The following is a 12,085-nucleotide window of genomic DNA, read 5'->3' on the forward strand; positions in this document are numbered from 1 at the left end:
ATGGCTGTTTCCACTCAACGCAAGAAAATTCTGGTCTTCAGGGAGCTGCCCCCGGACCAGCTGGCGCGGCTGCAGGTGCAGCACGACGTGACAGTTGCCAATCCGCGCCTTGCCGGGCAACTGCGAGCCTTTGAGGCCGCGCTGGCGACCGCCGAAGGCCTGATCGGCTCCAGCTACCCGGTGGACGAGGCGCTGCTGGCCAGGGCGCCGCAGCTCAAGGTCATCTCCAGCGTATCGGTCGGCGTGGACAACTACGCGCTTGATGCCCTGGCGGCGCGCGGCATCATGCTATGCCATACGCCCGGCGTGCTGACCGAAACCACTGCTGACACCGTTTTTTCCCTGATCATGGCGACCAGCCGCCGCATCGTCGAGCTGGCGAATCATGTACGCGAAGGCCGCTGGACACGCAACATCTGCGAAGACCTGTTCGGGACGGATGTGCACGGCAAGACGCTGGGCATCCTCGGCTTTGGCCGAATCGGGCAGGCGCTGGCGCGGCGAGCGACGCTGGGCTTTGGCATGCCGGTGCTCTACCACAGCCGCCGGCCAGTGGACCTGGCCCGGCAGGCGCCCGAACTGGCCGGCAAGGCTGCGCACACGCCGCTAGACGAACTGCTGGCGCGCGCCGATATCGTGGCGGCGGTACTGCCGCTGTCGGATGAAACACGCAACCTGATGGGCCGGCGCGAGTTCGGGCTGATGAAGCCGGGCGCCATCTTCATCAACGGCGGGCGCGGCGCCACGGTGCAGGAAAGCGCATTGCTCGAAGCACTGGAACAGGGCCGCCTGCGCGCTGCCGGGCTGGATGTGTTCGCCACCGAACCACTTCCCCTGACCTCCCGGCTGCGCACCCATCCAAAAGTGACCGCACTGCCGCACATCGGCTCGGCGACCGTTGAAACCCGCCACGCGATGGCGGTGCTGGCAACGTCCAATTTGCTGCAGGCGCTGGCGGGCGAGTTGCCTGAAGCGGTGTTTGACCTGCCGGCCTGATGCGCAGCTGACCCCGACAGTGGGCACTGGCGCAGGTTCCTGAAATCCGACTGCCTGAAGCCCTGCGCGGCAACATCTTGAGGATGAAATCGGCATCTTCCGCAGTCTGCGCCTTCACCTTCTGCTATTGAATTTAGAGCAATCTGCTTTGATGGTCTGAGCGTTTCATGCCGTTCCAGTGTGGCCTTAAGCCTTTGCAGGCGGGTCGCTGGGCAAGTTGCTGCTGGATAGTATCTCGGCTGGCGGTCCCAGCGGGGCACTGTCGGCGCCGTGGGCCGCCCAGGTGCCACCGCTGCGGGCGGTGTTTTCGCGCTCGTCCATGGCGTCATCGTCAAAATTGAGTTCCCCGCCGGCATCGGGCGTGTCGCTGACCGTGCCGGTATCGCCCGGGTTCAGCTTGCTCGGCTGCACCAGACCCGGCACTTCATCGCCCAGGTAGCCATGCCGACCCTTTTGCGCGGCCAGGTTTTCTGACATATCACTGCGCGCATGCGGGTCACTGGGGGCGGATTTTTCATGGTTCTGCTGGCTGGTCATGGCTGGCTCCCGGGGTTTTTTGCCCTGATAAGGTTCTAAAACTAATGCGTTGGTGGCTGGTTGCGGAACGCGCCTGATGCGCCGGCCTAATTGCCCAGCGGCGGGCGGGCCAGTGTGGTCTGCTCGTCCATCTCCCGATTGGCGAGCCCATCGGCAGAGTCTTCATCGTGGGTCTCGTCCTGGCCCTTTTCCAAGCTTCCCGGCCGGGCAGTGGGCTCGGTGACTGGCGGCGCTTGGGCCGGATTTTTGGCGTTGTTAAAAGTTGCCTTGCTTGTCATGCTGTGATTTCCTTTCAAGAAGCTGCAAAATTTTCAGCTTGGCCTGCGGTCTACACCTTGTCTATAAGCTGTCGAGCCAGCCCTCTGTCAGTCGTTGGCTGACACACGCAGGCCTGCGGCTTTCAATGCGCATGCGCCGCCCAGCTGACCAGCATGACCAGTCCGATGCCGATACCCAGCCAGGCAATCTGTGCGGCCGTCTCCTTCAGGGACGCGCGTTTTTGCAGTTGCGGAATCAGGTCCGCCAGCGCCACATAGACAAAGCTGCTGGCGGCAATGATCAGGAAGAATGGCAAATAGCTGTAAAGCTGGTCCACCAGCGCATAACCGATCATGCCGCCCAATGCCGTGACGGCGCCGGCCAGCGAGACCTTGACCAGCGCGATACGCCGGTTGTTGTCGGAGCTTTGGCGCAGCACGATCAGGTCGCCCATGTGGTGCGGCACTTCATGCACCAGAACGGCCAGCGTGGCGACAAAACCCAGCCGCAAATCGGCAATGAAGGCAGACGCGATCAGGATACCGTCGCCAAAGGCATGTACGCTGTCACCGGCCAGCACCGCCCAGCCGCCCGGTTTCTTTTCAAGGTGGTGATGAACATGGCTGTGATCCTGAAGACTTTCGTGGTCTCCATGCCCGACGACATGGTGCTCGTGGCCGTGGTGCCAGAGTTCGGCCTTGTCGAGCAGGAAAAAAAACACCAGGCCGACGAGCAGCGTGGCAAACAGGTTGTCGGGGGAGACCTGGCTTTCAAACGCCTCGGGCAGCAGATGCATGAAGGCTGTTCCCAGCAGCGCACCAGCGGCCAGGCTGAGCATATGCTGGGTGTAGCGTGCCAGTGCGCCAAAACTGAGCAGCGCTGCCAGCCAGACACTGCCAATGCCGGCCGTCATGGTGCCCAACAAAATTGCTATTAAAACCATCGCTTTTTACGCCCATTCCGTCTGGGCCAAAGCCCTGAACAATGATTGATTGAATAAAAAAACCCGGCTTCGGCATGAGAGCCGGAAACCGGGGTTCTTTCATATTATCGAGCGTGTCAAGCTCCCAAGCCAAAGGCTTGCCGGAGCGCCAGCGAAGCCGTGCGCAGGGCGACGGCAATGCTGCTGTGCTTGCGGCCAGAAATGCGGAAGCTGCGCCCTTGATCTGGAGCGGATTGGTCTTGTCATCGACTTCAGGCAAAAAAATGGCTTCGATGGCCGGTATGTCGGCATGCACCGGCACAGGGTATTCAGCCAGGTCGTGGTTGACGAAAAAACCGAAGCGCAGGTCGATCACGCCCTCTTCGTGCAGCGCCGAGCCCACGCCCCAGGTCATGTCGCCCAGCGCCTGCGAGGTGGCGATATTCATATTCAAAATGCGCCCCAGGGCAAACACGCCGAGCATGCGGCGCTATCGAATTTCGCCCGAATCCATGTCCACCGCGACTTCGGCAAAGTGCGCGCCGTAGGCCTGCTGCGAGTATTTTCTTGCCATCTCTCCGTGCTTGATCTCGCCGTCGGCCTGCAGGCCCACCGCACCCGCCAGCTTCGCCAGCGACGCCGACTTGACTGCGCCGGAAATCCTGCCGCCGGCAAACACCGCCCAAGGAAAGGCTGCGCCTCAGTGCGCCTGTTCCCAGTTCGGGCCAAAGCCGATCTCGGCCAGCAGCGGCACCTTCAGGTCAGCCACGCCGGCCATGAGGCGCGGAATCTCGGTGCGCACCCATTCGACCTCGGCCTCGGGCACCTCGAACACCAGTTCGTCATGCACCTGCATGATCATTTTGGTCTGGCGCTGTTCGGCGTCCAGTGCCTGCTGCACCCTGACCATGCTGAGCTTGATCAGGTCGGCCGCCGTGCCCTGCATGGGCGCGTTGATGGCGGCCCGCTCGGCGCCGGCGCGGCGCGGGCCGTTGGGCGAATTGATCTCGGCCAGGTACAGGCGCCGGCCGAACACCGTTTCAACATAGCCTTGATCTTTGGCCAGCTGGCGTGTTTCATCCATGTAACGCTTCACGCCAGGGTAGCGCTGGAAATAGCGGTCGATGTAGGCGGCGGCAGCCTTGGTCTCAATGCCCAGGTTCTTGGCCAGGCCGAAGCTGCTCATGCCATAGATCAGGCCGAAGTTGATCACCTTGGCATAGCGGCGCTGCTCGCTGCTGACCTCTTCGAGCGCCACGCCGAACACCTCGCCGGCGGTCGCGCGGTGCACGTCCAGCCCGGCGGTGAAGGCATGCAGCAAGGCCTCGTCGCCGCTGATGTGCGCCATGATGCGCAACTCGATCTGCGAATAGTCAGCGCTGGCGATCACGCTGCCGGCGGGCGCCACAAAGGCTTCTCGCACGCGCCGGCCTTCGGGCGTCTTGACCGGTATGTTCTGCAAATTGGGGTCGTTGCTCGACAGCCGCCCGGTCACGGCCACGGCCTGCGCATAGTGGGTATGGACCCGGCCGGTACGTGGCAACGCCAGCTGCGCCAGCTTGTCGGTGTAGGTGCCCTTGAGCTTGGACAGGCTCCGGTGCTCCAGCAGCTTGGCGGGCAGCGGGTAATCTTCGGCCAGTTTTTCGAGCACTTCCTCGTCGGTGCTGCGCGCGCCGCTGGGCGTTTTCTTGACCACCTTCATGCCCAGCTTGTCAAAGAAAATCTCGGCCAACTGTTTGGGGCTGCCCAGGTTGAAGGGCTGGCCGGCGATTTCATAAGCCTCGGTCTCCAGTTGCAGCAGGCGCTGGCCGAGTTCATGGCTTTGTTTGGCCAGCATCGGCGCGTCGATCAGCACGCCGTTGCGCTCGATGCGGTAGAGCGATTCGCTGCTGTGCATTTCCAGCTCATAGATGAACAGCAGTTTTTCATTGGCCTGCACCTGCGGCCACAGCACGCGGTGCACGTCGAGCGTCTGGTCGGAGTCTTCGCACGAGTATTCGGCCGCCTTGGCAATCTCGACCTGGTTGAACTTGATCTGGTTCACGCCCTTGCCGCACAGGTCTTCGTAGTGGATGCCGCTGCGGCCCACGTGCCGCTCGGCCAGGCTGGACAGCCCGTGCGGCTTGTGCGCTTCGAGCACATAGCTTTGCAGCATGGTGTCGTGCGCATAGCCCTGCACCTCGATGCAGTGGTTGGCGAAGACGTGGCGGTCGTACTTGACGTTCTGGCCAAGCTTGGCCCGGGCCGGGTTTTCAAGCCAGGGCTTGAGGCGGGCCAGCACCTCGTCGATAGGCAATTGCGCGGGCGCGCCGGGGTAGTCGTGCGTCAGCGGAATGTAGCCGGCCTCGCCCGGCGTCACGCTGAAACTGATGCCGACGATCTGTGCCCGCATCTCGTCGAGCGAGGTGGTTTCGGTATCGACCGCCACCAGTTCGGCCGCTTCGATTTTTGCCAGCCAGGCGTCGAAGGCCTCCCAGGTCAGGACGGTGTCGTAAAGCAGGTTGCTGGCGCCCCCGGCCAGGGGCGCATCGGGCCGTGAAGCCTCTTTATCCTTGTCTTCGTCGTCGTCGTCGTCAAACAGTCCGGGCGAATCCGGCGACGCCACGGGCGCGCGCGGCTTGCGGCGCTCGGCACCGCCAATCAGTTCGGGTGGGGTGCTTTCGGCATCGATCTGGCCGACCAGCCCCTTGAAGCCGTATTTAAGATAAAAAACTCTCAATGCGCTTGTCTGCTGTGCGCCTATAGCTATGGATTCCATAGCAGGAAAGCCGTCGATGTAATCAGCCAGGTCACAGTCTTTCTTGATCGTCAGCAACTCGCGGCCCCTGGGCAGCCAGTCCAGCGACTTGCGCAGGTTCTCGCCGACGATGCCCTTGATCTCGCCGGCCCGGGCCACCAGCGCATCGAGCGAGCCGTATTCGAGCAGCCACTTGACGGCGGTCTTGGGCCCAACCTTGGGCACGCCCGGCACGTTGTCCACCGCGTCGCCGACCAGCGTCTGGTAGTCAACCATCAGGCGCGGCGGCACGCCAAACTCGGCCTCGACGCCGGCCAGGTCGCGGCGGCGGTCGTTCATGGTATCGATGACGGTGATGTGTTCATCGACCAGCTGGCTCAGGTCCTTGTCGCCGCTGGAGATGATGACCTCGATGCGCTGGCTCGACGCCATGCAGGCCAGTGTGCCAATCACATCGTCGGCTTCCACGCCGGGCACGGCCAGCACTTTCCAGCCCAGCAGTTGCACCACGTCATGAATCGGCTCGACCTGGCTGCGCAGGTCGTCCGGCATCGGGGAGCGCTGCGCCTTGTACTCCGGATACAGCGCGTCGCGAAAGGTTGGACCCTTGGCGTCAAACACGCACACCGCATAGTCGGCACGAACATCCTTGCGCAGCTTTTGCATCATGTTGACCATGCCGCGAATGGCCCCGGTGGCCGGGCTGTGCGGGTCGCCGGGGGTGACGCGCAAATCGGGCATGGCATGAAAGGCGCGGTACAGGTAGCTGGAGCCATCGACCAGCAGCAAGGTTTTTTTGTCAAGGGTCATAGGGCGAGATTGTCGGGGAAATCGACCAGACGCTGGCGGCCCGCCAACGCAGCCCTGTAGCGGCGTTTCGGCAAGGGACTGGCGCCTGCCTTCAAAGACCATTTGGCAAGCGGTAATGGCCTTTTATTCCTGCGTCGGCCGGGCTTCGCACGCCTACAATGCAGGCATGAAAACCGCTCTTCGCCTCTTTTTTGTCGCTGCCATTGCAGCGCTGCCGCTGGCTGCGGCCGTGGCGCAAACACCGGCACCCGCCGAGGCAGGGGTCCGGGAAAAACCAGCCCGGCCCGACAAGAAGATCGAGCGCATCCGCACCGAAGATGCCGGCACGCGCATCGACGAGTTGCGCGTCGGCGGCGAAACCCAGCAAATCACGGTCCAGCCCAAGACCGGCGGCGCCGCCTACGAGGTCAAGCCTGCCGAAGGCGCCCGGGGCACGGCACCTGCGGCCACCAGCAACGACACCAACGGTTCGCGCGTCTGGAACGTGCTGAAGTTCTGATTCCCACCTCCTTTCTTTTTTTCCAGCACAGGGTTCTTTTTCACGCATGGCCGTATTCACCGAAGTCTCGTTTGACGAGGCTGCAGCGTTCTTGCGCTTTCTTGATTTGGGTCAACTGCAGCACCTCAAGGGCGCATCAGGCGGCATCGAAAACACCAACTACTTCGTCGATACAGACCAAGGCCAGTATGTGCTGACGCTGTTCGAACGCCTGACGTTTGATCAGCTGCCGTTTTACCTGCACCTCATGAAGCACCTGGCGACACGCGGCATTCCCGTGCCCAACCCGGCGCCCGACGCCAGGGGCAAGCTGCTGCACCGCCTCAAGGGCAAGCCCGCCGCCGTGGTGAACAAGCTGCGCGGCCACAGCGAACTCGCGCCCACGCCAGCGCATTGCGCCGGGGTGGGCGACATGCTGGCCCGCCTGCACCTGGCCGGCCTCGACTATGAGCGCCAGCAGCCCAATCTGCGTGGCCTGGCCTGGTGGAACGAAACCGTGCCGGTGGTGCTGCCCCACCTGGACGAAGACCAGCGCCGCCTGATCATGGGCGAACTGGCCTATCAAAACCATGTTGCCGCGTCGTCAGGCTACCGCAGCCTGCCTCGCGGCGTCATCCATGCCGACCTGTTTCGCGACAACGTCATGTTCGAAAACGGCCAGCTCACGGGATTTTTCGACTTCTACTTTGCTGGCTGCGACACCTTTTTGTTCGACATCGGCATCTGCCTGAACGACTGGTGCACTGCGCTGGAAAGCGGCAGGCTCGACACGGCGCGCGCCGATGCCTTCATGGCGGCTTACCAGAAGGTGCGGCCCCTGACGGTGCAGGAACGCACGCTGCTGCCAGCCATGCAGCGCGCCGGCGCGCTGCGTTTCTGGGTGTCGCGGTTGTGGGATTTCCACCTGCCGCGTGACGCCGCCATGCTCAAACCGCATGACCCCGGCCACTTCGAGCGCGTATTGCGCGAACGGCTGGTGCAGCCTTATCTTTTGTAGCCCCCTGCCATGAAATTGAATATTGTTCCCGCACGTACCGGCCTGACCTGGGTCAAGCTGGGTATCACGACCTTCGTCAAGCAGCCGCTGGCCATGGCGGGGCTTTTCTTCATGTTCATGGCGATGCTGTCGGTCGCCACGCTGGTACCCTTCATCGGCGCTGCACTGGCCCTGGCGCTGCTGCCCGCCGCCACGCTGGGCCTGATGGCGGCGACCCAGGAAGCCACCAAGGGCAAGTTCCCGATGCCGTCGATCCTGATCAGCGCCTTTCGCGCCGGGCAGCAGCGCCTGCGGGCCATGATGGTGCTGGGCGCGCTGTATGCCGCAGGCTTTATGGCGCTGATGGGCATTTCGGCGCTGGTCGATGGAGGGCAGTTTGCCAGCCTCTACCTGGTGGGCGGAAAGATCACCGAGGAGCTGGTGCTGCAGGACAGCTTCCAGATGGCGATGTGGGTTGCGATGGCGCTCTACCTGCCGCTGTCGCTGCTGTTCTGGCATGCGCCGGCGCTGGTCCACTGGCATGGCGTGTCACCGGTCAAGAGCCTGTTTTTCAGCGCCATGGCCTGCTACAAGAATTTTGGTGCCTTCACCGTTTTCGGCCTGGCCTGGACCGGCGTGTTCGTGCTGGCGGCCATCGTGGTGTCACTGATTGCCACGCTGCTGGGCAACCCGATGCTGGCCACCGTCGCGATGTTTCCGGTTGCGCTGGTAATCGTCGCGATGTTCTTCACCTCGATCTACTTCACGTTTCGCGACTGTTTCCCGGAGACGGACGAGCCGCTTGCTGGCGAACCCGCCTGATTTTGAAGCGCTCCGGCGCCAGAGCACATTTGTTTTCGCTAAAAATCGAATTTTTCAACATCAAAAAGGCCTTCTACGCAGAATGTGTCTAGGCTGACAGCTATTGATTCAGTAGCAAAGACTGCATGGTTTTTGTCCGTGTTGATTGCCGGCAAGCCAGTCCAACGGATTCCGCGTTAAATCACCGTCAGTTTGGCGACGCCCAGCGCCAGCCATTTAACACCGTGCCGGGTGAAGTTGATTTTTGCCCTGGCGTCATCACCCGTGCCTTCGAGCATTTCCACCCGGCCTTCGCCAAACTTGGCATGGAACACATTCGTTCCGTTTTTCAAACCATGCGAAGGCGTGCTCTTTTGCGCCGGCACGGGCGGGCTGGCCACACGCTCTGCACTGCCGGATTTTGAAGCGAACAGGCTGCTGGCCCAGTCTCCACGGCCATTCCCTGCTCCTGAATTGCCAGCACCAAAACCCGAGGAAAACCCCTGCTTCTTCGGCGTGATCCATTTGAGCGCGCTCTCGGGCAGCTCGTCATAAAACCGGCTCTTGACGTTGTAGCGCGTCTGGCCATGCAGCATGCGGGTCTGCGAATGGCTCAGGTACAGGCGCTTTCTGGCGCGTGTGATGGCAACGTACATCAGCCGGCGTTCTTCCTCGATGCCGCCGGCGTCGCTCAAGGCGTTTTCATGCGGAAAGATGCCGTCCTCCAGTCCGGTGATGAACACGCAGTCAAATTCCAGCCCCTTGGACGAATGCACCGTCATGAGCTGCACCGCATCCTGACCGGCCAGCGCCTGGTTGTCGCCGGCTTCCAGCGCGGCATGGGTCAAAAAGGCAACCAGCGGCGACAGGGTTTCGCCGGTCTCCAGGTCAGGCGCCAGCCCTTCGGGCGAAGGCTGGTCGAGCAGCGGCGCGCTCAGGTTCAGTCCCTGGCTGGCGGGCGACTGGCTCAAGCCGCTGCCCAGTTCATCGACCGGCAGCGCCACCGCATCGCGGCCAAAGCCTTCATGGCTGACGAAAGCCTCGGCCGCATTGACCAGCTCGGCCAGGTTTTCCAGCCGGTCCTGGCCGTCCTTGTCGGTCTTGTAATGCTCTTCCAGGCCGCTGTGCTGCAGCACGAGTTCGATGATTTCGCGCAGCGTGGCGCCTTCGGTCCGTTCGCGCACCACGTCCAGCTTCGCCACAAACGCGCCCAGGTTGGTGCCGGCCTTGCCCGGCACCGCGCTTACGCCGTCATGCAGCGAGCAGCCCGAGGCGCGTGAAATGTCCTGCAGTTGCTCGATGGTGCGGGCGCCGATGCCGCGCGGCGGAAAGTTCACCACGCGCATGAAGCTGGTGTCGTCGTTCGGGTTGTCGAGCAGGCGCAAATAAGCCAGCGCGTGCTTGATTTCAGCGCGCTCGAAAAACCGCAGCCCGCCATAGACGCGGTAAGGAATCCCGGCATTGAACAGCGCGGTTTCCATCACCCGGCTTTGCGCGTTGCTGCGGTACAGCAGCGCGATTTCCTTGCGCTCGGTGCCGTCACGCACGAGTTGCTTCACCTCGTCGACAAACCACTGCGCTTCGGCAAAGTCGCTGGCCGACTCATGCACCCGAACCGGTTCGCCCGGCCCGGCTTCGGTGCTCAGGTTCTTGCCCAGGCGCTTGGTGTTGTGGCTGATCAGCTCATTGGCCGTGTCCAGGATGTTGCCAAAGCTGCGGTAGTTGCGTTCCAGCTTGATCTGGTGCGTCACCTCGAACTCGCGAACGAAGTCGGCCATGTTGCCGACGCGCGCACCGCGAAAGGCATAGATGCTCTGGTCGTCGTCGCCCACCGCCACGACAGACCCGCCCGGCATGCCCAGCACACTGTGCGCAGCGTCTTCGCCCTGCCCGGCCAGCATCTTGATCCAGGCATATTGCAGCTTGTTGGTGTCCTGGAACTCGTCGATCAGGATGTGGCGAAAACGCCGCTGGTAATGCTCACGAACGGGTGGGTTGTCCCGCAACAGCTCATAGCTGCGCAGCATGAGTTCGCCAAAATCGACCACGCCTTCGCGCTGGCACTGCGCCTCATACAGCGCATAAATCTCGGCTTTCTTGCGGCTGTCCTCGTCGCGCACCGGCACATCCTTGGCGCGCTGGCCGTCTTCCTTGCAGGCGGCGATGAACCACTGCAGCTGCTTGGGCGGAAAACGGTCGTCATCGACATTGAACTGTTTGCACAACCGCTTGATGGCTGAGAGCTGGTCCTGCGTGTCCAGGATCTGGAAGGTCGAAGGCAGATTTGCCAGCTTGTAATGCGCCCGCAAAAACCGGTTGCACAGCCCGTGGAAGGTGCCGATCCACATGCCGCGCACATTGATCGGCAGCATGGCGGACAGGCGAGTCAGCATTTCCTTGGCCGCCTTGTTGGTGAAGGTCACTGCCAGGATGCCGCTGGGCGACACCTGGCCGGTCTGCAGCAGCCAGGCGATGCGGGTGGTCAGCACACGGGTTTTGCCCGAGCCGGCGCCCGCCAGGATCAGGGCATGCGTGGCCGGCAGGGTGACTGCGGCGAGTTGCTCTGGATTGAGGTTGTGCAGCAGGGGCGATGGGGAAACGAGGTCAGAGAACATCGCTTATTGTAGAAAGTCCCCTGCGGCCTCCTGGCCTGCTTTTATCAACAAAATGCTACCTGGATGCTACCTGGTTGCTTCCAGGATGACGTCCACATGCCGGTTGGTTGCCCGGCCTTGCGCCGTGTCGTTGGACACGATCGGCCGGGTATCGGCATAGCCCGTTGCCCGCATGCGGGCCGCTTCTATGCCCAGGCCCTGAAAATGACGGACCACGCTGGCCGCCCGGCCTGTGGAGAGTTCCCAGTTGGACGGAAAGCGCTCGGTCTGGATTGGCATGTTGTCGGTATGCCCCTCGACCACGACGCGGTAGCCAGGGATCTTGCCCAGGGTCGGCACAAGCCGGCTCATCACGCTGCGCCCCGTCTCGCTCAGCGTGGCTTCTCCCGAGTTGAACAACACCTCGCTGCTGATGCGAAAGCTGACCGTTCCCTTTTTCACGATCACCTCGATATTCTTGTCGAGAAAGTCCAGCGCCAGACCCGCCAGCACATCAGGTTCGGGCGGCTTTTCGGACTCAAGCGCAGGCTCGGCGCTGGCGGGCAGCATCGGCACCGGAAACGGTATCGGCGCCGCGCTGCAAGGAATGCCGATGACCTGGATCGCGCCCCGTGCCAGCAACTGCCCCGTCCCGGCCGGCCCGTTGGCAGGAACCCCGTGCGGGCCGGAACCGGCAAAGGCCAGCATCACCACCATCATCACCAGCAGCAAGGTAATGACATCGAGGTACGTCAGTAGCCAGCCCTCTTCCTCGGCGACGGGGGCGGGGTCAAGATGCCAGCGCGCAAACCGGCCCTGGCGCAGTCTTACGCTTGCCCCCGAAGGCTTGGCGTGCACAGGTGGAGTCAGCGCCCTGGAACGCGGTGCGTCTCTTCCGTTGTCATTCGTTTGCGTACCGGCCGGCGATGTGCCCAAGCTTTCATGAAGCGACATG

12 protein-coding genes are annotated in these 12,085 nt (G+C 62.6%); 4 read left to right on the forward strand and 8 right to left on the reverse strand.

The window, feature by feature from the left end; all coding sequences use genetic code 11:
* The gene (locus GZ092_RS03450; RefSeq protein WP_293634387.1) at nucleotides 1-996 is read left to right on the forward strand and encodes a D-glycerate dehydrogenase; all 996 of its coding nucleotides are present in this window, start codon (nucleotides 1-3) and stop codon (nucleotides 994-996) included.
* Nucleotides 997-1,182: 186 nt separating this feature from the next.
* On the opposite strand, the gene GZ092_RS03455 is transcribed toward GZ092_RS03450, so the two are convergent.
* The 6 genes from GZ092_RS03455 to polA all read right to left on the reverse strand — a co-directional run bounded on the left by GZ092_RS03455 (nucleotide 1,183) and on the right by polA (nucleotide 6,260).
* Complete coding sequence (locus GZ092_RS03455) at nucleotides 1,183-1,533, reverse strand: serine/threonine protein kinase (RefSeq protein WP_293634388.1); 351 nt, start codon at nucleotides 1,531-1,533, stop codon at nucleotides 1,183-1,185.
* An 86-nt stretch (nucleotides 1,534-1,619) separates the two neighbouring features.
* Nucleotides 1,620-1,811: a hypothetical protein gene (locus GZ092_RS03460; RefSeq protein WP_293634389.1), complete on the reverse strand. Its 192-nt coding sequence runs from the start codon at nucleotides 1,809-1,811 to the stop codon at nucleotides 1,620-1,622.
* A gap of 122 nt (nucleotides 1,812-1,933) precedes the next feature.
* Nucleotides 1,934-2,677 carry a ZIP family metal transporter gene (locus GZ092_RS03465; protein WP_293634630.1) on the reverse strand — a complete coding sequence of 248 codons (744 nt, stop codon included), beginning with the start codon at nucleotides 2,675-2,677 and terminating at the stop codon, nucleotides 1,934-1,936.
* Complete coding sequence (locus GZ092_RS03470; protein ID WP_293634390.1) at nucleotides 2,562-3,197, reverse strand: molybdopterin cofactor-binding domain-containing protein; 636 nt, start codon at nucleotides 3,195-3,197, stop codon at nucleotides 2,562-2,564. The genes GZ092_RS03465 and GZ092_RS03470 overlap by 116 nt, the downstream gene beginning before the upstream one ends.
* Nucleotides 3,198-3,203: 6 nt before the next feature.
* Complete coding sequence (locus tag GZ092_RS03475; protein WP_293634391.1) at nucleotides 3,204-3,392, reverse strand: hypothetical protein; 189 nt, start codon at nucleotides 3,390-3,392, stop codon at nucleotides 3,204-3,206.
* A 21-nt stretch (nucleotides 3,393-3,413) separates the two neighbouring features.
* Nucleotides 3,414-6,260, reverse strand: coding sequence for a DNA polymerase I (polA, locus tag GZ092_RS03480; RefSeq protein ID WP_293634392.1), 2,847 nt, complete (start codon nucleotides 6,258-6,260; stop codon nucleotides 3,414-3,416).
* 166 nt (nucleotides 6,261-6,426) lie between these two features.
* Between polA and GZ092_RS03485 the strand changes: the two genes are divergently transcribed.
* The 3 genes from GZ092_RS03485 to GZ092_RS03495 are packed head-to-tail and all read left to right on the forward strand — an operon-like array spanning nucleotide 6,427 to nucleotide 8,557.
* Nucleotides 6,427-6,759: a hypothetical protein gene (locus tag GZ092_RS03485; protein WP_293634393.1), complete on the forward strand. Its 333-nt coding sequence runs from the start codon at nucleotides 6,427-6,429 to the stop codon at nucleotides 6,757-6,759.
* A 46-nt stretch (nucleotides 6,760-6,805) separates the two neighbouring features.
* Nucleotides 6,806-7,756: a homoserine kinase gene (locus GZ092_RS03490; RefSeq protein WP_293634394.1), complete on the forward strand. Its 951-nt coding sequence runs from the start codon at nucleotides 6,806-6,808 to the stop codon at nucleotides 7,754-7,756.
* Between the two features lie 9 nt (nucleotides 7,757-7,765).
* Nucleotides 7,766-8,557, forward strand: coding sequence for a BPSS1780 family membrane protein (locus GZ092_RS03495; protein ID WP_293634396.1), 792 nt, complete (start codon nucleotides 7,766-7,768; stop codon nucleotides 8,555-8,557).
* A gap of 176 nt (nucleotides 8,558-8,733) precedes the next feature.
* Here the strand turns inward: GZ092_RS03495 and GZ092_RS03500 are convergent, their stop codons facing one another.
* Entirely contained in the window at nucleotides 8,734-11,151 is a 2,418-nt protein-coding gene (locus tag GZ092_RS03500) for a UvrD-helicase domain-containing protein (protein WP_293634398.1), read from the reverse strand.
* Between the two features lie 66 nt (nucleotides 11,152-11,217).
* Entirely contained in the window at nucleotides 11,218-12,084 is an 867-nt protein-coding gene (locus tag GZ092_RS03505) for an OmpA family protein (RefSeq protein WP_293634401.1), read from the reverse strand.
* Nucleotide 12,085 lies beyond the last annotated feature (1 nt).

Source organism: Polaromonas sp. (assembly GCF_010365105.1).
In the GTDB taxonomy this organism is placed as follows: domain Bacteria; phylum Pseudomonadota; class Gammaproteobacteria; order Burkholderiales; family Burkholderiaceae_C; genus Polaromonas.